Source organism: Bartonella sp. AC329YNZD, assembly GCF_042196685.1.
In the GTDB taxonomy this organism is placed as follows: Bacteria; Pseudomonadota; Alphaproteobacteria; order Rhizobiales; family Rhizobiaceae; genus Bartonella.
Genome location: NZ_JBHIQS010000002.1, coordinates 175,488 through 200,966, shown reverse-complemented (window position 1 = coordinate 200,966; position 25,479 = coordinate 175,488). Strand labels below are relative to the sequence as shown.

Annotated in this window: 16 protein-coding genes and 1 pseudogene; 9 read left to right on the top strand and 8 right to left on the bottom strand. The window is 36.6% G+C overall.

What is annotated here, in order from left to right:
• Positions 1-7: 7 nt before the first annotated feature.
• From ACFIMW_RS02045 to thpR, 5 genes are all read left to right on the top strand, one after another.
• Positions 8-1,792, top strand: coding sequence for a stimulus-sensing domain-containing protein (locus tag ACFIMW_RS02045; protein ID WP_375607941.1), 1,785 nt, complete (start codon positions 8-10; stop codon positions 1,790-1,792).
• A gap of 23 nt (positions 1,793-1,815) precedes the next feature.
• Positions 1,816-2,280, top strand: a complete 465-nt coding sequence (locus ACFIMW_RS02040; RefSeq protein ID WP_375607940.1) for an HPr kinase/phosphatase C-terminal domain-containing protein — start codon at positions 1,816-1,818, stop codon at positions 2,278-2,280.
• 135 nt (positions 2,281-2,415) lie between these two features.
• Positions 2,416-2,814 (top strand): PTS sugar transporter subunit IIA, encoded by a 399-nt coding sequence (locus tag ACFIMW_RS02035; protein ID WP_375607939.1) that lies wholly within the window; start codon positions 2,416-2,418, stop codon positions 2,812-2,814.
• A 17-nt stretch (positions 2,815-2,831) separates the two neighbouring features.
• The gene (locus ACFIMW_RS02030) at positions 2,832-3,125 is read left to right on the top strand and encodes an HPr family phosphocarrier protein (RefSeq protein ID WP_012754483.1); all 294 of its coding nucleotides are present in this window, start codon (positions 2,832-2,834) and stop codon (positions 3,123-3,125) included.
• A 624-nt stretch (positions 3,126-3,749) separates the two neighbouring features.
• Complete coding sequence (gene thpR / locus ACFIMW_RS02025; protein ID WP_375607938.1) at positions 3,750-4,289, top strand: RNA 2',3'-cyclic phosphodiesterase; 540 nt, start codon at positions 3,750-3,752, stop codon at positions 4,287-4,289.
• 95 nt (positions 4,290-4,384) lie between these two features.
• Here thpR and grpE read toward each other — a convergent pair whose 3' ends face one another.
• The gene (gene grpE / locus ACFIMW_RS02020) at positions 4,385-5,047 is read right to left on the bottom strand and encodes a nucleotide exchange factor GrpE (protein WP_375607937.1); all 663 of its coding nucleotides are present in this window, start codon (positions 5,045-5,047) and stop codon (positions 4,385-4,387) included.
• A 124-nt stretch (positions 5,048-5,171) separates the two neighbouring features.
• Entirely contained in the window at positions 5,172-6,242 is a 1,071-nt protein-coding gene (gene hrcA / locus ACFIMW_RS02015) for a heat-inducible transcriptional repressor HrcA (protein WP_375607936.1), read from the bottom strand.
• Positions 6,243-6,756: 514 nt separating this feature from the next.
• On the opposite strand from hrcA, the gene rdgB reads away from it, so the two are divergent.
• Both rdgB and hemW read left to right on the top strand, forming a co-directional pair.
• Positions 6,757-7,404, top strand: coding sequence for an RdgB/HAM1 family non-canonical purine NTP pyrophosphatase (rdgB, locus tag ACFIMW_RS02010; RefSeq protein WP_375607935.1), 648 nt, complete (start codon positions 6,757-6,759; stop codon positions 7,402-7,404).
• Positions 7,401-8,600 (top strand): radical SAM family heme chaperone HemW, encoded by a 1,200-nt coding sequence (gene hemW, locus ACFIMW_RS02005; RefSeq protein WP_375607934.1) that lies wholly within the window; start codon positions 7,401-7,403, stop codon positions 8,598-8,600. The genes rdgB and hemW overlap by 4 nt, the downstream gene beginning before the upstream one ends.
• Positions 8,601-10,447: 1,847 nt before the next feature.
• Here the strand turns inward: hemW and dapE are convergent.
• The 3 genes from dapE to ACFIMW_RS01990 form a co-directional block, all read right to left on the bottom strand.
• Positions 10,448-11,620, bottom strand: a complete 1,173-nt coding sequence (gene dapE / locus ACFIMW_RS02000; RefSeq protein WP_375606136.1) for a succinyl-diaminopimelate desuccinylase — start codon at positions 11,618-11,620, stop codon at positions 10,448-10,450.
• A 226-nt stretch (positions 11,621-11,846) separates the two neighbouring features.
• Positions 11,847-12,593, bottom strand: a complete 747-nt coding sequence (locus ACFIMW_RS01995) for a M48 family metallopeptidase (RefSeq protein ID WP_375606135.1) — start codon at positions 12,591-12,593, stop codon at positions 11,847-11,849.
• Between the two features lie 38 nt (positions 12,594-12,631).
• Positions 12,632-13,411, bottom strand: a complete 780-nt coding sequence (locus ACFIMW_RS01990; protein ID WP_375607933.1) for an alpha/beta hydrolase — start codon at positions 13,409-13,411, stop codon at positions 12,632-12,634.
• A gap of 196 nt (positions 13,412-13,607) precedes the next feature.
• Here ACFIMW_RS01990 and infC point away from each other — a divergent pair, with 196 nt between their 5' ends.
• Both infC and ACFIMW_RS01980 read left to right on the top strand, forming a co-directional pair.
• Positions 13,608-14,126, top strand: coding sequence for a translation initiation factor IF-3 (infC, locus tag ACFIMW_RS01985; RefSeq protein ID WP_375607932.1), 519 nt, complete (start codon positions 13,608-13,610; stop codon positions 14,124-14,126).
• Between the two features lie 594 nt (positions 14,127-14,720).
• Positions 14,721-16,487, top strand: a complete 1,767-nt coding sequence (locus tag ACFIMW_RS01980) for an ABC transporter ATP-binding protein (protein WP_375607931.1) — start codon at positions 14,721-14,723, stop codon at positions 16,485-16,487.
• A 1,527-nt stretch (positions 16,488-18,014) separates the two neighbouring features.
• On the opposite strand, the pseudogene ACFIMW_RS01975 reads toward ACFIMW_RS01980, so the two are convergent.
• The 3 genes and pseudogenes from ACFIMW_RS01975 to ACFIMW_RS01965 form a co-directional block, all read right to left on the bottom strand.
• Positions 18,015-18,282 (bottom strand): annotated as a pseudogene (locus ACFIMW_RS01975) (integrase arm-type DNA-binding domain-containing protein); the annotation flags it as partial.
• A 431-nt stretch (positions 18,283-18,713) separates the two neighbouring features.
• Entirely contained in the window at positions 18,714-23,366 is a 4,653-nt protein-coding gene (locus ACFIMW_RS01970) for a translocation/assembly module TamB domain-containing protein (protein ID WP_375607930.1), read from the bottom strand.
• Complete coding sequence (locus ACFIMW_RS01965) at positions 23,366-25,330, bottom strand: autotransporter assembly complex family protein (RefSeq protein WP_375607985.1); 1,965 nt, start codon at positions 25,328-25,330, stop codon at positions 23,366-23,368. Before ACFIMW_RS01965 ends, ACFIMW_RS01970 begins: the two co-directional genes overlap by 1 nt.
• Positions 25,331-25,479 lie beyond the last annotated feature (149 nt).

Sequence of the window (25,479 nt, the reverse complement as noted above, 5' to 3'; positions counted from 1 at the left end):
CAAATCGATGACAAACAATTCTCAACTGGAAACTCTACAAAAAACCGCTCCTAACGGCATATCCTCAACGTCATTTCTGATGTTTGCTCGTTTGCATCTTCGAACACAACGTCTCTTCAGACAATTGCTTTTTTCCAGTCTCACACGCCGCATTGTTATATTAAACATTGCCGCCCTTGCCGTTCTGGTTACAGGCATTTTATACCTTAACCAATTTCGCGATGGTTTAATTGAAGCAAAAATTAAAAGTCTATGTACCCAAGGAAAAATTATCGCTGGGGCTATTGCTGCTTCTGCAACCGTAGATACAAATTCTATCCTCATTGATCCCCAAAAGCTCTTAGAATTACAGGCTGGAGAAAGCATTACACCTGCCCCTCAATCAACCGACTCTTGGGATTTCCCCATTAACCCTGAACAGGTTGCCCCTCTTTTACGGCGTCTCATCACACCTAAAACGACAAGAGCACGTATCTATGATCGTGATGCTACTCTCCTTCTTGATTCACGCGTTCTTTATTCTAGTGGAGAAGTTTTTAGCTATGATTTACCTCCAATAAAAACAGAACAAAACATGTGGGATCACTTCACTTCATGGTATTCACGTATTTTTTATGGCAAAGGTATCATTCTGGATAGAGAACAAACAAAAACCAGCGGTATTGCTTATCCAGAAGTGTATCGAGCATTAAACGGATCTCTTGCTACCGCCAAAAGACGCAACAGACAAGGTCAATTAATTGTTTCTGTTGCCGTTCCTGTTCAACGCTATCGCGCAGTGGTTGGAGCCCTTCTTCTTTCAACCACTGGCTCCGATATTGATAATATTGTAAAGGGTGAAAGACTGGTTATCTTTAAAGTTTTTGCCGTTGTAGGCAGCGTACTTTTGGTCCTTTCTCTCTTTTTAGCCCATACGATTGCCCATCCATTAAGTAAATTATCTGCCTCGGCTAATCGAGTGCGTAATGGCAATAATCAGCGTGTAGAAATTCCTGATTTTTCAATGCGTGAAGATGAAATTGGTCACCTTTCAACCTCTATTCGTGATATGACCAATGCGCTTTATATGCGGATTGAAGCCATTGAACGCTTTGCTGCTGATGTAAGCCACGAATTAAAAAATCCTCTCACCTCCCTACGCAGTGCTGTTGAAACACTCCCTCTGGCTAAAAATGAAGAAGCACAAGAGAAATTGCTGGAAATTATTCAACATGATGTGCGTCGTCTTGATCGATTGATTACGGATATTTCTGATGCATCGCGGCTCGATGCAGAACTTGCACGAGAAACCGCAGAGATCGTTGATATGACACCGCTGCTGGAAAGTCTTGTTCATGCAGTTCAGGAAGTATACCGTAATACACAAACTATTGATGTAAGCCTTAATATTATTCCACGTCCTCATGGAAAAGCCTATCTTGTATTGGGACATGAACTCCGTTTAGGACAAGTGATTTCAAATCTTCTTGAAAATGCACGTTCCTTTATTCCCCGTGATCGTGGCAAAATTTGCATCACTATGAAAAGTCATGCTTCAACTCTTATTTTAACCATTGAAGACAATGGCCCAGGTATTCGTTCAGAAAATATTGAACGCATTTTTGAACGTTTTTATACAGATCGACCAAATGAAGATGCTTTTGGACAAAACTCTGGACTTGGTCTTTCTATTAGTCGGCAAATCATCGAAGCCCATAATGGGACAATTACAGCCGAAAATATTATTGATCCCGCACTTGGAAAGAATAAGACCGGTGCACGTTTTATTATTATACTTCCGCTTGCTAAATAAAGCTTTTATCCAAAGTAAAAGACATGAAAACAAAATGTGAAATACTCCACGCAAATTGCCTTAAACTGGGCGAAAAGGGGCTGTTAATTATAGGGCCATCGGGATCAGGAAAATCAACCCTTACCCTTTCTTTGCTTGACCGTGCTGAGTGGTCAAAACGTGAAGCGAAGCTTATCAGTGATGATTATACAATGTTGCGTGCGGAAAATGGAAAGCTTCACGGATACACTCCTGATAATTTAGAGGGCGGTATCGAGATTCGTGGTGTTGGTCTTTATATGATAGAATTTAAAAAACACACAATTATCGATTGTGTTATTTCTCTCGGTCCTGAATATGAACGTTTTTCCACAAATAAAACTTTTCAATTTGAAAATTTGCACATTCCTCTTTTAAAACTACCCTCTCTTCGTGAAGCCGATTGTACAGCCATTTGTCAAGCTATTGAAGCATTCTTGTTTAGAAAAATGTGGCGTAAATCTGTTTAATTTTTTTCTAAAAATAAAAAAATAACATTTTTTGCCTTTTTTTTGCAAATTTTTCTTGGCAGCAAGACAAAGCCTTGTAAAATATCCTTCCCACCAATATGGTCGGATCTTATTAGTTAACAGGAGTTTGCGTAAATGATTGGACTCGTGCTTGTAACGCACGGTGAGCTGGCTGTCGAATTTTTACATGCCGTGGAACATGTTGTTGGAGCACAAGAAAAGTTCGCAACAATATGCGTTTATCCCGATGACGATATAGATCAGCGCCGAGGTGATATTATAGCCGCAGTAACCGATACAGATACGGATCATGGCGTCATCATATTAACAGATGTGTTCGGTGGAACACCATCAAATATAGCTATTCCTGCTATTGAAAAAGGACGCGTTGAAATGATTGCGGGTGTTAATTTGCCCATGCTTATTAAACTGATTTCTATTCGCAAATGTCCTGATATTTCATTATCAGACGCGTTAAGAATAGCACAAGAAGCAGGGCGTAAATATATTAATGTACCAAGTATAATTTTATAGCGGATAATAAAATACCAATGTTTTCCAAAGATACCCTCCCATGTATAAGTCGTCATTTCAATATCTGTAATAAACGTGGGTTGCATGCACGTGCCTCTGCAAAATTTGTACAAACTGTTGACAATTTTAATGTTACTGTTGAAGTTGAAAAGGACGGAAAAATTGTTGGCGGATCATCAATTATGGGACTTATGATGCTAGCGGCTTCATCCGGTTGCAACCTTACCATTCGTGTTTCAGGACCAGAAGCAACAGATGCTCTTAATGCTCTTGAAAAGCTCATCAATAACAACTTTGGAGAGGAAAACTAGTGCTTTTTCATCATAAACAAGGATGATAATTCTTAGAAAATAGGAACTTTCCATCATTATTTTGAATTTTAATTTCTCTTCCCGCTTTTATACCAATATTCATATCCATTATAGATTGGTATAATTATCATAAATGTAAAAGCTTATAGTTATTTTGTTATGCAATAATTTTTTCCTTTTCCTAACATTATTTGGCCCATTTGAATAGTTTTGCGTATTATGGCTATTCCCCAACTTAATCATATAATTAGACCTTTACAGAAAAGAGAACTCTTCACCTTTGTATTAGAATATGCTTTATTTTAGGCTAAAGATAAATGTCAAAATAATTTCGCACATCAAAAATCTATCAACTTTCTTATTTTCTGCTCACTTTGTAGCTTTTATAATACACAAGTAATCTTCCATTGCACATCATTGTGATACAGATCATGAAAATGCAATTCTTATCAATGTCATAACCATTTTCTTAAAACGAATAAGCTTTGTAAGCTCATAATTATAGTAAGAATTCTTTAGACATTCTTTTTCTATACTATTGCCTTGTTTTCTGTGGTACGTGCCCCGCCCTTATTATCTATATTGCGCTTGGGATAACATCTTTCATTATAAGGAGATAATATCATGGATCGTCTATTTAGTGCTCTTCAGATTCCTCAACAAACAACAAAAGCCCTCATATCATTGCAAAATGGCTTACCAAAAGCGCAATGGATCAATCCGCAAAATTTTCATGTAACCTTATCTTTTTTTGGCGAAGTTGAAAGCTCCCTAGAAGATGAAATTATGCATACCTTTAACACTATAGAACTTCCTTCTTTTACGCTACAGATAAAGGGTTTTGAAGTTTTTAGTTCAGAAAATGCTCCCCATTCTCTTGTGGTTTGCATTGAACCTTGTGAAAAGCTTACTCTTTTACATGAAAAGATGCAATATATCCGGAATAAATTAGAGTTAAAGCCTGATGAAAGACTATTTATTCCGCATATCACTCTTGCACGAATATTTGATATTAATCTTAAAGATCTTTCTTCTTATCTATCTTCTCGAGATGATTTTTCGCTCCCTCCTTTTGAGGTTGATCATTTTGTTTTATTGTTATCGGCCTCTCCCTTAAATAAGACTCCCTATATTGTAAAAGGAAGTTGGGCGCTTCAAAGATAAAAGGGTGTTATAAACACCCTTTAAAAAAAGACTTCATATATATGTAATTGCAGGGAATACTGCATTTTATGTTGGAGATTTATTATTGATGTGTTTTAAGCCGAATCAGCTTCAACAGAAGCTTCTTTTGCTCCTCCTTTAGCTACACCCACTATAGCTGGACGTAGCACCCTTTCCCCGATAATATAACCTGCCTGAACCACTTGTTGAACAGTATTATCTGGAACATCAGCATTGGGAATTTCAAACATCGCTTGATGAAAGTGAGGATCAAATTTTTGCCCCTCTGGATGAATTTTTTGCACCCCATGACGTTCTAATGCTGCCATCATGGCACGTTCAGTCATTTCAACGCCTTCTGCTAATGATTTCAAACCAGCATCACTCTCCCGTGCACCTTCTGGAATCGCTTCCAAAGCACGATTGAGATTGTCAGAAACCGATAACATATCCCTTGCAAAATTAGCAATGGAATAAGCCTTTGCATCCGCCACATCTCGCATAGTACGGCGTCGAAGATTTTCCATATCTGCAACAAGACGTAAAAGTTGATCTTTCAATTCTTTATTTTCATCCTGCAAAGACGCTAAAAGATCACTAACCTCATTGCTTTCTGTTTCAACGACTTTGTGTTCCTCTGTTTTATGTGTTTTTAAAAATTCATCGGCTGCCTGTTTAAGTGTATTACGATCAGCTGGATTTTTTAAATCACAATTTTCAAATGAAGCGTCAGTAAATTTGTTTTTTTCATCAGACATAAAAATTTTATTCCTTCATAAGATTCGTTATTCTCGATATCGAAATTCTACAGACAAAAATCAAGGGGTATCGATGTATATAATACAATGAGCTTTTATAGTACAAATACTTACTTGCACCGTTTTAACGCAATAACTGTGACACAAGTTGAGCTGTATAATCAACCATGGGCACGATCCTTGCATAATTAAGCCGTGTAGGACCAATAACACCTAAAGCACCAATGACTCTTTGTTGTGAATCACGATAAGGTGCTACAACTAAAGAAGAACCAGAAAGTGAAAATAACTTATTTTCTGAACCAATAAAAATTCTAACCCCAGAACCTTCATCCGTTAAATCGAGAAGCTGTGCCATACTCTCACGCGTTTCAAGATCATCAAACAAATGGCGCAACCGTTCTAAATCTTCTTCTGCTTTTACATCTTCAAGCAAATTGCTACGCCCGCGAACAATGAGGTGTATTTTATGATCAGCATCTTCTCCTCCCCAAAGAGCTAATCCCGTTTCAACAAGATGATGCGATAAATCATCAAGTGCAGCCCGTGTTTCTGCACATAAGCGGGCAATTTCCCCTTTAGCTTCACTTAGTGTGCGCCCTTGGATATGGGCATTGAGAAAATTCGTTGCTTCCGTCAATTGTGCATGAGTAACCCCTTCTGGTAAATGAACAATACGATTTTCAACTTCACCTTGTTGAGTCACCAAAACGGCAAGAGCGTTCTCCCTATCAAGGCGCACAAATTCAATATGTTTCAATGTTCCTTCTTGTTTCGTTGCTAAAACAAGCCCTGCCCCACGTGATAGATCTGAAAGAACTCGGCTTGCTTGAACAAGAAAATGTTCAACCGATTGTGCATGACCAGCCTCTTTGACTTGCATTTCAATATTTTCTCGCTCTTCGTTTGGCAAATCACCCGCTTCCATAAATGCATCAACAAAAAAGCGTAAACCTGATTGTGTTGGCATTCGACCCGCAGAAACATGTGGTGCATAAATCAAACCGAGATGTTCAAGATCACTCATCACGTTACGAATCGTTGCAGGTGATAATGTCTGTTGCAAAAGCCGCGAAAGATTACGTGACCCTACAGGTTCCCCATCATTAAGATAAGCTTCAACAATATGGCGAAAAATACCACGCGAACGCTCATCAAGATATTTTAGTTCATTATCAATAGTTTTGTGTTTCATCACAATTGTTTCACTATTTTTAAAATCCTCATCTCTTATATAAGTTTTGCCAAGGTTTGGTCAAATAGTCTAAAGTAGTATAAAAACATATTATCCTATTGAGCTGTAAAATGCTACCTTTCAGAGTGATGCTTGATAAATTACGCAGGAAATATTTTTTGTTAGAGTGTATGAGAAATATTTAAGATAAGAGTTGATCTGTAAAGTGGTCTGCTGTAGGGACTTGTCAAAAGAATCTAGATTGATTAAAAACCGCTGTAAGTAGAAAATTTTACCCTTTAGAGCAAGCAGAAAATTGGAAATTTACCATAAAAATGCTATCATAAAAAAGACATGTCTTTCCTATCTTTGCAAGGTTATCTTCGTACAAGATAAAAAATTTTATTGGAACAAAATATCATAAAACATGTAAAATAATCATATCATGTAAAATCAAGCAGAATGTGTGTGTATGAGCATTTAAGCCGGTTTTTAGCACAAAAATAATTCCCCTTTCATTTTTGGAGAAATCTATATGAGAAGCATAGCAGATAAAAAACTTGTCATTGCTACACATAACACCGGAAAATTGCATGAAATCACTACTTTAATTACGCCTTTCGGTTTAATAATACAATCGGCAAAAGAAATGGGCTTGCCAGAACCAAAAGAAACAGGAAAAACATTTGAAGAAAATGCTTATATTAAAGCTTTTTCAGCAGCAAAAAAGACAGGACTTCCTGCCCTCTCTGATGATTCAGGCTTAGAGGTAGATGCATTGGAGGGTGCGCCAGGCGTTTATACCGCTGATTGGGCAATTCAAGCCGATGGTACACGTAATTTTCCAAAAGCTATGAAAAAAATAGAAAATGAACTCCAAAAAGTCGGAGCACGAGAAAAAAACCAACGGAAATGCCGTTTTATATCCGTAATTTGCATTGCATGGCCTGATGCTCATGCAGATTACTTCCGCGGATGCGTTGAAGGAACGTTCATTTGGCCTCCACGGGGAGACAAAGGCTTTGGTTTTGATCCTATTTTTTTACCCGATGGATATGAAAATACCTTTGGAGAAATGTCAACAGAGCAAAAACACAACTGGAAATGTAATGATATTCCCCCTCTTTCACATCGCGCACGTGCTTTCAAACTTTTGGCAGAAAACCTTTTAGCATTCTCATGAATGAACCTTTTGGCATTTACATTCATTGGCCCTTTTGTGCAGCTAAATGTCCTTATTGTGACTTTAATTCGCATGTTCGCATCCATGGTGTTGATCAACCACGTTTTGTCACCGCCTTTAAGCGCGAAATAGAAACGCAATACCACAAAATAGGCCCACGCCATATTACAAGTATTTTTATTGGTGGAGGAACCCCTTCTCTTATGGAGCCGCAAACTGTCGATGCCCTATTGCAAGCACTTGCAAAAAAATGGGTAGTCGATGATAAAGTTGAAATTACATTAGAAGCTAATCCATCCAGTGTGGAAGCAGAGCGCTTTCGTGGATACCGTACGGCAGGTGTTAATCGCTTATCTCTAGGAATACAAGCGCTCAATGATAAAGCATTGCGCAAACTTGGCCGACTCCATAATGTGGAACAAGCTCTTTGTGCCATTACTTTAGCGCGACAAATTTTTCCACGTTTATCCTTTGATCTCATTTATGCCCGCCCTGAACAAACTCTTGAAGAATGGAAATCTGAACTTGTACAAGCAATTGATTTAGCAGCAGACCATCTTTCTCTTTATCAATTGACAATCGAAGAAGGAACTGCCTTTAAACGGCTTCATGATGCAGGAAGACTTATCCTTCCCCCATCAGAGCTAGCAGCAGATCTGTACCATCTTACTCAAGAAATAACCGCACTGCATGGACTTCCTGCCTATGAAATCTCAAACCATGCAATGCCCGGTGCCGAATCAGCACACAATCTTCTTTATTGGCGTTATCACCAATATGCAGGCTTTGGTCCAGGAGCACATGGACGTTTCATTGAGCACGCACCGAATCATTCCTCTTTCTGTTCAAAAACATCATTATCACACCTTAAAAACCGTGAACGTTATGTCACAATAAATGAAAAACATCCCGAACAGTGGCTTAATTTGGTAGAAACAACAGGACATGGCTGTATTGAAACGGAACATTTAACCACTGAACAACAGGCAAATGAAATGCTCCTTATGGGATTACGCCTTTGCGAAGGCTTAGAACTTATACGCTATGAAACCTTAAGCCCTAAACGTATCCCAATGGAAAAACTGATCGATTTACAACACCAAGAATTGATAGAAATGGTGGATAACCAACGCTTAAAAGCAACAACCAAAGGACGTATTGTTCTTGATCACATCATCAGCCAACTCGCAAACTAAAGTTTTTATAACAACATACTTATTTTAATCATAATTATCATTTTTCATAGCAAAAGCGAGACTAAAATATTGTAAGATTCCCTTATTTTAAATCTGTTTATAGTCAATTAATTACAACCATTCGCTTACACCTTAAAAATAGGGAATGTGGATAAAAACTATAAAAAAGAGGCAATACCTTTTATGAACACTCTCAAATGAAAGCTATCGCAATATTTTGAGCTGGAAAGTGTATAGTGGTCTAGCTTTTTTCATAAGCGCAAAGATGATGCAATACTATAGATTTTATACACTTCACGGAAAATTACATATTCATAAGAACCATTGTAGCATGAATATGATAAAAACTGAGAGATATTTCTTTAAAACAAGCACATGAATATATAACACGATGATTTTTGTTCTTTATGAGATCGTGGCACTATTAAAGAACCAAAGACATAAGCATGAAACAATCTCTATTATTTACTCTAGATTCTTTTGAAAACTGTAAAATCGCATGAAAAAGGATAGTAAAAAGGTACATTTATTTTTACCTTTATGCTTTTATATCCTCCCTCAATGAGACTCTATGTCTGCTTGTGAAGAAGCAAAGCCGAGCACCAGCACATAACTTTACCAGCTCGTGGGTGTTGCGACGGCCCTTGGCACTTGAGACGGTTCATAAGAGACATTTGTATTCCTTTCTTCTATAGTTTTTACCCACACACTCATCCCCGCTTGTTATGTGCAAGCAAATGATTTCTCTTGATTTAAGATAAACAGGTTTGAAATGAAAGAATCCTCGAATATTAGGGCTCTTACCCAACATGCAAAACAATGAATTATTCTTATAAATCAATGTGATGTATCTTAAGAGATTACAAAAACAGATATACATGCAACATTTTACCTCACCCTGACATATAAAAACTGTTGTAACAAAGAAAATTGTGAACCAATATTTGAGACATGCCGTTGTGTGCTTGGTATTGATTTATAAGGTAACAGCAAAATCACGAATTTTATTAAACATACAATGCTATAAAATCACAAATATACTAAATATGAATCGGCATTGCTTCGTTGGCGAGCAAAATGGTATTCGTTGCATATCACCTTACTTGTATGTGTACATGCTTATGGCTATCTATACACGTCCTTTAAGGTTATTTTATAACTAATTGAAAATAATAATATAGGACAATCCTTGGCTAAAAAAGTCAATGTGATGCTACAGAAGAATTTCTATATATCTTTATCATCAAAAATATTAAAGCTGATTGGATAAGCTTACTTTCTATCTCATAATGATTTTTTCTACAATAAAGGTTCTTTGGAGTAACAAAGAGTATGGCAAAATATATGGATAAAATAAACTTGAAGCGTATTTCTATAGGCTTTATTTTAAAAGAAGTTCATTGAAACAAGGAAAGCATTTTATGAACATGCAGAAATCATATAAGACATGTGGTATGAATGAATGCATTTACGTTGTACGAACTTTTTACAATAGCAGCATGTTTTTGTGTGTCTTTATGGCTCCAATCTGTCATCACACAATGATGATATAATATTCATTGTTTTCCATATATGATTGCGTGTGACTTCCTTTCTACACTTTAAAGAACGAATATTTTCAATCCAATATGGTCTAAACAGTTCTGCTTCTTCAAACAGGTCTCTTTTGGCTTTTCAATTATGTAATTCACTTAACTAAAGACTCTACAGGCAAGAATCCCAACTTAAGAATATTCATCACTTACTCTAAGACTACTTAATATATTAAGTTTTACGAGTCTCGTATCACCACACCTTATCTTATGGCACAACAAGACAAAGGTATTTTTGAACCAACAATTATTTCTTTATGCAAAAAAATCAACAATAAAACGCTCATAAATAGCAGTGAGCGTTTCCACGGCTTCAAGAGATACACACTCATCTACCATATGCATCGTTTGCCCTGGTAAGCCAAACTCAACCACTGGGCAATAGTCCTTAATAAATCGCGCATCTGAAGTACCACCAGAAGTAGAACATTCTGGTATACTCCCTGTTACACATTTAATCGCATTGGATACAGTTTGAATGAGTTTATCATTTTTAGTCAAAAAAACATCCCCTAAACTTGGAATCCATTCAAGCTGATAAGAGGGATATTGATCACTATTGTTTTTTGCTTGCACCAAAGCAAGGCGCTTTTCAATTTCCTCCATCAGTGTTTCTTTTGTCCAAAGATCATTGTAGCGTATATTAAAACGAACCGTTGTCTGCGCTGGAATAACATTGACTGCTAAGTTACCGGTATCGATGGTTGTTAGTTCTAAATTACTCGGTTGAAAATTCTCTGTCCCTTTATCTAAAGCTGTTTGTGTCAATACTTGAATCAGCTTACTTGCCAAAGGCAAGGGATTGGCAGCCCGTTCTGGAAAAGCAACATGGCCTTGGCGACCTTTCACGATAATGATACCAGAAATCGATCCGCGACGACCAATTTTGATAATATCACCAACAGTCTTTACACTTGTTGGTTCTCCCACAAGAGCCGCAGTCCATTTTTCGCCTTTTTTTTCTGCCCATTTGAGAAGTTTTACCGTACCATTAACGGCAGGTCCTTCTTCATCACCTGTAATTAAAAGGCTTACCCTTCCTTTAATGGACTGTTTCTCAAGAACTCGCGCTAGAGCCGCAATAAAACAAGCGATACCACCCTTCATATCAACAGCACCCCGCCCATATAATTTCCCCTGATCTATAACAGCTTCAAAAGGTGGATAAGTCCAATCTTCCAATGCGCCTGGCGGTACGACATCCGTATGACCCGCAAACATAAGATGGGGTCCTTCACTTCCCATTTTTGCATAAAGATTTTCAACATTATCTGTATTTTTATCCGTAAAAATAGGGCGATCGACGTGAAATCCCATTTTTTTCAAAAATTGTTCCAAAGTTGATAAAGCCCCTGCTTCATGAGGTGTAACAGAAGGACAACGAATAAGTGCCTGTAATAGCTGAAGTGGATCTGTAAGAACAGACATAAGGTCCCTTCCCATTTTTTTATAAGTCATCGGAACTTAGAGTTATTACGCTGAATTACAAAAAAGATAAAGCAAAAACATTGAAGACACTCAGCAAACCAAGCAGGGGAGAACAATCGTGCTGAGAGCTTCAATGGCTTCCTCATTATGATGCATGAGCAAGCACACACTCAACAAAACACTCAACAAAAAGTTCCGTTAAATATTGCCTTCATTTGAAAGTTTTTTACGCCTCTAATTTATATGAATCAAAATTAATTGCATGCAGTCTAGGAGCATTTTCTTTCAACCAAGCTCGATATGTTTTACTATCAGGACATAGCTCTTCACAAAGAGCCCAAAATCTTGGTCCGTGATTCATTTCAACAAGATGAGCAACTTCATGGGCAACAACATACTCAACAACTTCTTTTGGTGCCATAATAAGGCGCCAAGAAAAAGAAAGACGCTTATCGATTGAACAAGAGCCCCAACGACTTCTCGTATCTTTATAACAAATGGATTTGACTTTACGTTCTACCTGATGAGCATAAAGTGCCACCAAAGGCGTTATAATAAGCGCCGCTTGTTTTTTTAAAACGTCAGCAATGCGTCTTGGAAGATATTCTAATTGACCATAAACAATAATTTCAGGCCCTTGCTCCGCATCTGCTGTAACAATTTCTGTTACTCCACGTCCCTTTCTATGCTTTATGGTATGAGAAACGCCCAATAAAGGTATTGTCGCCCCCTCTTTGAGATAAGCATTTTCAGGAGAGACTTGTACACGAGCAAGACGTGCCTCAATCCAAGACCGATGTTTTTCAATAAAATTTTCAACCGCATAGAGATTTATCGCTGGTGGTGTTGTTACACAAATCTCCTGATTTCTGGCATCGATACGTAAGGTAAGACGGCGCGCATACTTATTTTCCCGCACCCGTACAGGTACAGAGCGATCAGAAAAAATAAAATGCTGTTTAGAAATGCTCATATATTTTTATCTTCATCATTAATAAATAAATATACCCCTTATTTTGCATTAATCTGATTAATAAAAGATCTCAATACTGTTTCAAGGCAATCTAAATCTTGTGGACGAGAAAAGCGATGATCTGCATCACGAACAAGTGTCAATGTTACATCATGGAGAGGTAAATGATCAAGTAAAGTCAATGTATGCTGATAGGGAATATCTTCATCTTCCATCCCTTGTAGAATATGGACAGGACACCCAACATCAATGCATCCTTTCATAACACAATTTTCGCGTCCATCTTCAATCAATGTTTTTGTAAAGGGCATTGGCTCTATATCATCAACTGCAGGTCGTTCAATATAGCCTTTTTCTTCCAAAACCTTCCATTCTTCTGGGCCTAATTTTGGTTCCACCAATGTTTGTGTAAAATCAGGCGCTGGAGCAATCAATATCATGCCAGCAAGCTTCTTATTTTTCTGTGCTAGCATCATAGCAAGCCTTAGCGCAATCCACCCACCCATAGAGGAACCAATCAAAATTTGTGGACCCTCACAATAGGTTTCAAAAGTCGCTAAACTTTCCTTAACCCAACGCGAAATTGTTCCTTGAAAAAAATCACCTTCAGATTCTCCATGTCCAGAATAATCAAAACGTAAACAAGACAAATCATTCTTCTGAGCAAACTGATCAACTAATGTTGCCTTACTTCCCAACATATCGGATTGATAGCCAGGAAGCCAAACCAAACCTGGAGATTGGCGCCCCTTGCGATAGCGTACCGCAAGTGCGGTGTTCTCAAACGAAAAAAACTGACAAGAAATATTTTGATCCATGATTCTTTATCCTCCATAAAACAATTTCTTTAAATTAAGAGAAAAACTTTTATAATCTAAATCATTCCAAAAAGTAATAAATCAAATAATGAAAAAGATACGAATTATTGTTGTTTTTAGGTGCATAATTGTATATTAAATTAACTGTAGTTGAATCAAAATTTAAGGAGCATAAACCATTCGTAAACCGTTTAAAATGACACCTACCCAAAAAGACGGACCACGTTCAAATCAGGATATTCGGGTACCTCATGTTCAGCTTATCAATGATGAGGGACAACATCAGGGAGTTGTTGCGATACAAGAAGCTCTTGCTATGGCTGCAGATGCGGGACTTGATTTGGTTGAAATTGTACCAAATGCGGAGCCACCTGTATGTAAAATCATCGATTTGGGAAAATTAAAATATCAAACCCAAAAAAAAGCTGCTGAAACACGTAAAAAGCAAAAAGTCATCGAAATCAAAGAGATTAAGATGCGCCCAAATGTTGATGTCCATGATTATGGAGTCAAACTCAAGGCTGTTCATCGCTTTATTGATCATGGTGATAAAGTAAAGATTACTTTGCGTTTTCGTGGTCGTGAGATGGCTCACCAAGATCTTGGATTAAAGCTTCTTCAGCGTGTGAAAGAAGATACAAGTGAAATTGCCAAAATCGAATTGGAGCCAAAGCTTGAAGGCCGGCAAATGATGATGGTGATAACACCTAAATAGTTTTGCATTAGAATAATATTCGCATGCAACTCATCAAAATGATGTGTATAGTATTATTTAGAAGCACCACATAGAATTTTTGTGGTGCTTTTAAGGTTTTATAAATGTGTATAAATCCTTTTAAGAGTTTAATAATGCTTTATCAATTTATAAGAAGAATTCGTTATTTTGCGTATTAAATGAGAAAACTCAAACATCGTAAGGTCTTCTTATTTTAAGCTCTCTTATCATGCAATGCGGCAAAATTGTTTGCTTACACATCACAAATGGAGATGATACATAAAATTATTAAAAAAGCAGAAATGTTTTTGTGAACCATTTCAAGTGCCAAAGGCTATCACAATATGGAAATTGGTAAATACAATAGTGAAACTCGCCGGTACCTTTTATTGAAAACTAAAAATAATGATGAACAACGAATTTTCGTTATACCTTTCACAGAAACTTTGCACTACATTCTTCACTCTCACCGTTGTGAAATTGATGTGATGAACCTTGAAAGAAAAAGCTATTTTTGTAAAAAAGATTAAGGAGCTTTTTAATTAAAAGTGCTTCAATCTTGCATAAAATAATGAGAGAATATAGAAGCACTTCATGGCCAAAAAACAAATTTCCTCTTTTGATAAACATCTTATTATCCGTCTTTTGCGCGAAAATTTTCATAAACATGCGCGTTGGTACAGTGCGGCTATTTTCTCAATGATCATCATTTCTGGTACAACTGCAACTAGCGCATGGATTATGCGTGATGTTGTTAATAATATTATTGATGCGCAGAATTTTCCTATGATCGTTTTGATTTCTAGCATCATTGCTTTTATCTTTATTCTCAAGGGACTTGCAACTTTTGCCCAAACTTATTTTCTGAATAAAGCAGGCAATAGTATCATTGCTGAACAACAACGTAAAATTTTTGCACGACTTATGGAACAAGGAGTCTCTTTTTATCATAATAACACTTCATCTGATCTTCTTGTGCGCGTGACCCACAATGCTACAGCCGTACGTAATATCATGGATACTATTATCACAACTTTTGTACGTGATTTGCTTTCCGTTAGTGGTTTGTTGCTTGTCATGTTCATTCAAAATTTTATGTTAATCGCCATTACTTTACTCGTAGGACCACTAGCTTTTTTAGGCGTTCGAATGGCTTTAAAACGAATTCGCAGCCTTATGGAAAAAGAGCTCCTTTCACTTGGTGAAATTATCAAAATCGTACAGGAAACGGCTGTTGGCATTCGAGTTATTAAGGCCTTTTCACTAGAAGAAGTCATGAAAAAAAGAATGGATAAAGCCATTTGTGATGTTGAAAAACAAACAAATCATATTGCAACACTCGAAGCTATTACCAATCCGATTATGGAAACACTCACAGGTGTCGCCATTGCTGGTATTATCTGTTTTTCTGGTTACCTCGCAACTCAACGCGCAGGTGTTCAAGGTGAATTTATGTCTTTTATTGTTGCTTTACTTTTAGCTTATGAGCCCGCAAAAAGACTAGCAAATGTACGTGTCAAAATTGAATCTGGTTTGGTCAATATCCGTACGATGTTTGAAATACTTGATCGTCCCCTTACCGTTATAGAACATAAAGACGCTAAAGATCTGAATAAAACGCAAGGAGCTATTCGTTTCGAACATGTTTCTTTTGCCTACACTGATAACAAAATAGTATTAAAAGACATAAACCTAGAAATAGAAGCTGGCAAAATGACAGCATTAGTGGGGCCATCCGGTTCGGGAAAGTCAACCCTTATTAACCTTATTATGCGTCTCTATGACCCTACAAAAGGACGAATATTGATTAATGATCAAGATATCCGCTACACGACATTTCGATCTCTGAGAAACCTGATGGCCTATGTAGGACAGGATACTTTTCTCTTTCAAGGAACTGTTAAATATAATATCGGGCTTGGAAAAGAAGGAGCTAGTGATGATGAAATTATCGAAGCAGCAAAAGCAGCAAATGCTCATGACTTTATTATGAGTTTGCCAAATGGTTATGATACACAGATAGGTGATAATGGCTGTAATCTTTCAGGGGGCCAAAAACAACGACTCGCTATCGCTAGAGCAATGATTCATGATAGTGAAATTTTGATTCTTGATGAAGCAACAAGCGCTCTCGATTCACATACCGAAGCACAAATTAATGAAGCTATTCATCACCTTACCAAAGGACGCACAACGATTATCATTGCTCATCGCCTTTCAACAATTGCCCGTGCTCATAAAATTGTGGTCATACAAAATGGACAACTAATTGAACAAGGTACTCAAAAAGAATTGCTCGCAAAAGAACATGGGTTTTATAAAAAACTTCATAATATTCAGTTCAAAAAACATACCCCCTAATTTCTAGATCCTTAAATAAGATTTGAAATAAAAAATGGATAGAAGGTAATGCTTCATTTATAAAAAAAGACTTGTTATCAAGAAAAAGCATTACTTCAATCAAGAATTGGCAAAGAATTTATGGTTTATTGAAAATAAACTTCTTGGATTTAAATGAAACCTTTACTCGTTATTTTGTTGAATGCAATTGACTTTAACCACGAAACTTCAAAAACCCCTTCCCTTCCTCAAATAAGTGTTGAAACATTCATAAGTGTTGTGAATCCCTGAAAAAGAGAGCATCAAGGTTTGAAAAAATTGTTACGGAGGAAGAATCTGGATTAATACAACCTTTATCCGTGTTTATCCCTGCACTGATAATTTTTTTCTCTACACATTTTAAAGGACAAAGATTCTACCCAATCTGATCTGTAACAATCTAGATTTTTATTGAGTTCATTCCGCTTGATAACAACTTATGTGATTCACTTATACAAGGCTTACCCTAAAATATTTACCACGTGTTTTCAGAATACTGTGTCAAATTACATATCTTATATCACCTCACCTCAAATGTCGGTCTTTTATAGTACAATAGAATAAGCTAACAATTATAAATTGTGCTGCAAATTATAGATACACTCCGTGTAAGAAAAACATTGAAAAATAAGAGAGGATTTTATAAAACTTTTTTTACTGTTGTAGCTTGCTTTAAAGCAAGCTTTGCTGTTTTTTCTACATCTAGAAACTAAAATGATATTCCTCTAATACCTTAACTGCTTGAAGAGTTTACAAATGCACAACGTTAATGCTTATATAAGGCTATGATTCAATATGCAAAAAAACAGATGAAAAGCAAAATGACATTCCTCTTTCTTTTAATCGCTAAAATAGAAAAATACGACATATAACTCTGATAAATATTTTTACAAAAATACCTGTCAACATACATCTTAACACTTATTTATAATCATAATTTATTATTTTACATCTCAAATAAAAAATACGATGTAATTTGCTTATTGCAAATCTTCTTTATATTGAGGATGAATCAATCCAAAGCACTTGTTGTGCGCCATAAGAGACATTAGCGTGTTTATAAAAACTCTTAAGATCAGCAATAAAAATACCTCTATGCTTTCAAGTGCAAAGGTTATCGTCAACATGACAAGCTAAAAAATAGATAATAATGCCGGCTTATATCTTTAATAAATACTTATACCTTTATTAATAACGGTAGTATGGATTTTATACCATTCATAAGAGGTATTTTATACCATTTCACAAGCAATCTTATGAAATAGGCTCAAGTGCACACTGAGAAATTTTTCTTTAAAACAAGCACGTGAACTTGCAACACAATAATGTTATACTTTGGAGTATTCTGTTTGGAGAGCTATTTGTTATAAGAAAAGTGATCTCATTCAAAAATACAATAAACAAAAATCTAAAATAATAGGTAATTTTTATTATTAAAAAGTATTGCTTTAAATGCGTTTGACAATAAAATCAATATCTTATGAATTCTCCGCTTGCCTCACGCTTTTATTTATCACGTTCTTTAATGGAATCATGTCCTTCACGTAAAAACAGAATGCCATTGTGTTGCAAATTCACCTGCTTGTTTTAAAGAAACCTCTCTCAAAGTCTTCCCCAAACCCATTTCGCGATAACGTTCGTGAATTGTATAATGATAAATCCATTAAGCTCCCCATCTTTACACTTATGGAGTAACAAACCGGCACCATTTACACTATTTTTCCAGCCCCTAATGTTGCGACAGCTCTTAGCTCTCGAGATGATTCATAAGAGGCATTTTTAGTCATTTCTTAATAGTTTTATCCACACAGGATTCCCAGCTTGTAGCATGCAAGCCGAATGATTTTGATTGATTCAACGCGAGAGAAATTCGTATGATATGCATAGTTCTAATTCAAGTTGAATAACGATAAATTATCTTTATAAATCAATATATTGCACACACTACATTCTTTAGGCAACAGCACCACATGGGCTTGAAAACAAGATAAGGTATTTCTCTGAAATAAATATATAGCAGCAAAATAACATACTATCTTTCGTGAAGATTTTGTCCCTTTAGAGAATAAATCGAATATTTCAGATAGTTCTCTTCACGCCTCAACAAAAATCCTCTTCTTTGAGAGGATTCCTAACCTATGCTTCCTTCCTCAGACTTAAAAATGAGAGACAAAAAACGAAGAAATTGGTTTTTTGAAAATTTAATCTTTAATAATCTTTTTCATAAAAGAGACCAATACTAGAATTTTGTTCACTTCCTATGGCTCCTTTAGCTTTGAGATGACGCGAAATATCCAAATTAATTGTCCCTTTCGTCGTTCCATCAGAACCTGCTTCAAAGCCTAAATAAATATTATTGTGTATGTAGCGTCCAATACGTAAACCTGTCTTACCCTTTTCATTAACCATAACATCAAGATCATCAAGCCCAATTTTAGTTCGTAAAGTATTCAATAAAGATGTATTAGAAGCACCCGCAAGATCAGCTGCTGCTGCCGCAAGTTGAGCAATCTGAAATGGTGATAGTTCATTGAGAGAGCGATTAAAAATCAAACGTGCTAAAATCTCATCCTGTGGCAAATTCGGTTGTGAAGAAAAATTAATATCAAGATTATCAATTGTCCCACTTACAGTTACAGTGACACGAATATCACCACTGGTATTGTTGGTTACAAAATAAACCGTAGGATTAAGATTACCGCTAAAACTCGCTTGTCCTTGATCAAAATTAAGACGTTGCGAAAGAATATCAAAACGTCCACGAATCATTCTAAATTCACCAACTGGATGTACATCATTCAATGGACCCGCGAGATTAATGCCTCCTCCCAGTTCAGCATCTAACCCTTTTCCGCGTACAAAAAATTGATTGCGTGCTGTAACGCGCATATTTGATATCACAACAGATGAAGATTCTTGCGTGACAATACGGCTTTTGGTCGTGTTCTTAACATCAGCACGCTCAAGTGTTGTTTGAATCGATTTGGTTAAATTCTTATTTCTGACATCAAGAAACTTAGCACTTTTAAAATGATCAGGAACCAGAATTTCAGCTTTTTCAACGATAATATCACCACCAATAACAAGATCACTTAAAAAATGGCCCGTCATTGTCATCTTACCTGACAATGTTGCAAGAATCATAGAACCATCATTATAGTTGGCATTATCAAGATGAAAGATCAAATCTGCCTCTAGATCATTAGAGATACGACCTGAAGCAGAAATCCCCCCCCCATCAAACGAAGAAGCTGAAGCTTTCTCTATAAGAATATGATCGCCTTTTAATTTGCCTTCAAGTGTTACATTATTCAATCCTACATTGGTTTGTGAATCAAAAAAGCTCCCGTCGTCTATAGAAATATTTCCTATCAATTGTGGCTTTGATAACGCACCATTAAGAGCTGTATCAATTCTTGCTGTACCCATTATATATGCACCACGCTTGGCTAATAAGAGATTAACAAAATCAAGAGGCATTATCCCTTTAATGTTTAGTTTTGCCTCTAAACCATTGACGGAAACAGGACCATTGATGGAGAGATCTAACCCTTTATCTCCAGTAGCTACCATATTCTCGATATGCAATGTCAATTTTTTGTAAGAACCATGAGCATTTATATTGACCGACATCGGTCCTTTAGGCGTCATAGTGGTTAAACTTTTACCAGAAAACTCGAAATGAGCATATGGATCCTTTATTGTTCCACCAATATCAACCTTGCCTATCACCGCCCCATCAAACGCTTGTCCTGTAATAAAACTATTCGCCAAGCGCGCAGATACATTTTGTAAATTAATATGAAGATCAAGCTTGGCTTGATCTAAAGATACACGTCCTTGTGCCTGTGCTTGCACTCCTTCTCCTATTAAATTTGCATTCAAAGTAAGGTTTTGATCTATGGTTTTTCCCGTAGCAGAGAGAGAAAAAGGCATAATTTTTTTATCTTGAAAAGCAACGGTTGTCAGTCCTTCACCTTTTATATCGTAAGTTATATCAGGTTTTTTTAAATGACCACGAATCATAACCTGCCCTGTTACACTCCCTGCTGCTCCAAGATCGGATTTCCACAGATTGACTAAAGTAGCAGGAAGCGCATTCATTGTAAGTTGTAAATTCAGGGTATCTTGAATATTCCCTGCAAGGATGATATTGCCTCCATTTATTGCAATTCCTAATTCATTGATTGTCATTCCATCTTTATCAAAAGCAATTATGGATGGCTTCGGCAATGTTGCATGAAAAGTATGTTGTTTTAAATCCACATTTTCAATTTGCACTTTTCGTTTTATATTGTCTGGAAGTTCCTCAACCATTAAACGACCAGAAAGTTGTGCATTGAGAGTATCATGCAACATCGCTTGGACAGTAAAAACCGTTTGTCCATTATTTCTATCGGCGTGAACATTTAAACGATTGACCATTATCAACGGTGTTTGAATATGTTCTGCATTGATAACTCCTTCAAACTGAGTCATGCTAAAAGGATCGAATATGTCAGCATCTATTGCCAATTTTTTTATTTTATTCTTGGCAAAACTCAAATGGTTAACAGACGCTTTCACATTGATTGTTTGTCTGCCATTTCGTTCATCAAAAATAAAATCTCCTTTTACTTTTCCACTACCATCCTGCAAAAATAACGCTGAAAGCACTGAAATATCATCGGCATCAATATGCAACGCTCCTTTCACAAAACCTCCAAGTTGTTGAGAAAGATCACCGGTTATTTTTGCATTTCCCCCTCTAATATCGATATCTCTAAGTTTTCTCATCTTCTGAGAATTTTGAAAAGAAGCAGATAAATACAACGGCTTTTTAGCAAAAGTTCCTTCACCTTTTACAACTCCTGTTAAAGAGGTAATCGGTGCTGTATTATCCATAAGTGCCTCTATGTTAAACGTTGTGTTTTGAAGTTTCTTCCCCACAAAGAGTGCTTCAGCCACATGAGCACGTGTATTGAGTTTTATATGGCTATTGCGCCCCCTCACCGTACCTTGAATTGTAAGTGCACCACTTATCTTCGGATCTAATTGAGCTAGATCAAATACTTGAGCAGATAAGTCCATTTTAGCACTTTCATCTGAAAAATAACCATCAGCCTTTATGTTTGCATATTGATTTTTCAAATTTAAATGACGCAAAATGAAACCCTTCGTATTTCGAGCAGCTCCACCTGAAAGAGTGATATTATTTTTGAATAAACGATCAAAAGGCTGCACACCTATTTGCATATTGTTAGCCATTCCTGATAATTTGAGATCAAAAATGCCACTCAATAAACCGATAGTTCCTTTGGCTTTAATATCTGCACTACCAGAGAGCGATTGTTTACTGAATACTTCCAAAGGAGCTAATGTTTGAGCTTTTAAACCAAGATCGCCTTTAAAAATAAAATGCTCCATTGTCCCTTTTAACCAAGAAGAAAAACCCTGAGACGTTATACTAAAATCATGAATCAAAATTGGTTTTCTAGAAACAATATCCGTATCTAGATGCACATGAACCACTTGGCTTAAATTTTCTACTAATGACCCCTTAATCTTTTTAATCCCTTGAAGCTTACCATTAATCTGAATACCAACATGACGAGAAGCTGCATCATCAAGATTTTCACTCACTCCCCCCATATCAAAAATCGCATCATGAATATAAATATTTTTATTGCTTAAATGACGTACAACGAGCTGCCCATTCCAAGATTGTTGCCCTTCACGACCATAGTCAATGTTCAAAGAAATATTCTTTGCATGCTTATGTGCCTCTGATACTGATAAATGAACAAATCCTTTTTCTTTCTCAAGAGCCATTTTTCCATCAACAAAAAGCCGCCGCAAAAATCCATCAGCTGTTATTTCAGCATTGGATAAAACATTCATTTCTTTGCTCTGAATAACCATCTGATCAAGATGCATCACACCTTCTCTTGTCCTTCTTGCTTGTGCTTTCAACGTTACATCAGACTCAAAGATGTCACGATATTGAGAAGGCATTAAAGGGTTCAGTTTGCCCACTAGTTTCGTAGACAAACTATGTCCTTCTGCAATATTTGCAAAAATAATATTGCCTTCTAAAACAGAAGAATGATCAGCTTCCAACGAAAGTCTAACAACCAAATCATCAAAAGTACCTTCACCTTTAATGGCGAGATTTAATGCTGGGTGTTTTTCAATGTTGAAAACATTCGTTAAAATGCCATTTTGTGGCTCATTAGCAGAAATATCAATTTTGGCTGTACGATTGCTATCAGATATCTTCGTTAGAATAGAAAAAGAGCCAGGTGCATCTAAACGATGTGTCTCTATATCAACATTAAAATCACCACTATCTAAAGTGACATTGCCTTCTAAAGACATATCAGCAGAAAAACCAAAAAGATTCTGTTCAAACGTTATATGTTGAGCTGTAAGCGCATTGATAGAAAGAGCAAGTGGCAATTTTGGGAAAGAAAACTTACCCATCTCAAGGGAAGAAACAAGAGAAGAATTGCCTTGCGGTTTGCGTAAAAACGTAACTTGTTCTGCCGAAAGTTGATTAATATCCATCCGCCCTCTCAGCAATGCTAGACGATTCCAATCCATTTTAGCATTGGTAATTTTAAGCCAAACTCCTTTTTTATCACTGATAGTAATAGCATCAATGGACGTTTGAGAAGACAGTGCCCCTTGCATATTGTGTAAACGAACTTGACGATTAGGCGCTGAAAGCTTGCGTTCAATTAAAGAAACAAACCATGAGCGATTATCTGTTTTCATCTCGTTAGAGAAAAGATTTCCTCCCCTTTGCGTAAAAACAAAACTCCCCACCACAAAACACAAAAATCCAAAGAAGAAAACTGATAAACGTACACCTTTTTTCATTAAAATGCTTGTCCTATACCCACATAAAAACCAATGCGAGGATCGCCCTGCTCTCTCTTTAAAGGAAAGGCTAAATCAACGCGTAAAGGACCAAGACCCGTCATATAACGACCTCCTATACCAGCTCCCCATTTAATTTTTTGAGAAAAATCAAAATTCGCCTTTTTCCCTGCGATACCTCCATCAAGAAAACTGACAAATCCTATCTTATCATTTAAAGAAACACGCAATTCTGCCGATCCCTCAATAAGTGACCTTCCACCAACAATAGCATCATTTTCTGTTTTGATACCAATATTACGGTAAGCATAACCACGAATAGAGCCCCCACCACCAGCAAAAAAAAGCGTATCCGCAGGAACCTGTGCTGTCTCATTCCCCAAAATGGTCCCAAGCTTTGCCCGCGCAGCAAAAACAAAACGATCCCCTTCATCTAACGCCCAATAAGAACGACATTCTGCCGTTATTTTTGTCACAAAATTGCTAAAACGCATTTCATAAAAAGGCTCAATCAGAACTTCACCATACAAACCTTTTGTCGCATTGAGCTTATTATTACGACTATCGTAAATCAAACCACTAGGAAATCCAATTGTTGTAAAATTACGGTTCCCAAAATAGATATCACGTGAATAACTATTCGAAACTTCTAAAGCAGCCTGTCCCGATAGATTACCATTGAAAATATGCGTAATACCTAATTTCCCTTTTATCGCTTTTGTCGTATAATTTTCTAGAATATCTTGCTGTATTTTTAATTCTGATCTGAAGTCCGTATTAGGAGTAAATACACCAGGCTTTATAAATGTGCCACCCAAAAGATAATCAAAATTTTTAAAATTATATGATTGCTTTTTATCGCTACCAACACCACTTATTTTCGTCTCAACTTTAAGGACTTCTGCATGACCAAAAAGATTGTTATGCATCCAATAAGCTTCAAAACCAGCACCATCTAATGTTGAGTAGCCGCCACCTATACCAAAACGACGCGGTTTGCGTTCTTGTACAACAAGCGTAAGTGGTAAACGTCCATCAGGATTAATTGTATCAGCCTCATGTATATTAATAGCACGAAAAATACCAAGGCGCGCAAGACGCTCACTAGCCTTGGTTAATGCATCAGAATCGTATTGCTGTCCTGGTTTCAATCCTGTCATCCATGCGATATAAGCTGAATCTACACGTGGTTTATTACTTATATTGCGCACACTTAAAGGACCATAATAAGCCTTTTGTCCAGGATCAACAATAATCCGTCCTTCTACACGCAATGCAGCATGGTCAGCCACAATCTCCCTCTTTATAACTTTAGCTTTAGGATAACCTTGTTGGCGCCATCCTTCTACCGCCCATTTTTCTGCTTTCAAAATAGTTTCAGATTTGGCAATAGCTCCAACTTTATAGTCCAATTCTTCAATTGTGGGTATTTTATGCTTTTGATGTTTTGCAAACAGAGCAACTTTATCAATATTTGCAATACTAAAAACATATTGTGGACCAGCATTAATCGTAATAACAATATTAGATTGTACTGGAAGTTGAGTTACCGGACTTAAATCAGCAACTTCTAAACCATTAATTTTAATACTAATAACACCACCGTAGCGTCCATCAGCATAAAGAGCGGAAAGAATTACCCGATAATCTGAACGCGCTTTGGCTAACAAACCAGAAGAACTAGCAGATGATTTTTCTTTATCAGCAACAAGAGAAGAGACAGATTTAACTATTTTTACACCTTCTAATGGTGCCCCTGGCGGAGCAACAACATCAACTTTATAAAATCGCTCTGTACTTTTGACATTATTTGAAGGAGAATTTGTTTTCTTTTGACCAAAAAGAGAGAGACCCAAAAAATCAAACGCCGCAAGTGGCTGTGGAAAAGCAAAAGCAAAACACAAGCCCATAAATACACAGCGCACAGTTCCTGATTTTAATAAAATTCTTGTCTGGTATACCATAAAATCAGATACCTTTAATACACTTTGCATCTACTACGCTTTAAATAATATACAAATAAGAAAGGTAAATATAATTACTTTGCATATTTTACACGTTTTATCACATCAAAGAACGATCTGCGATACATAACGTAACCCACCCCTTATAT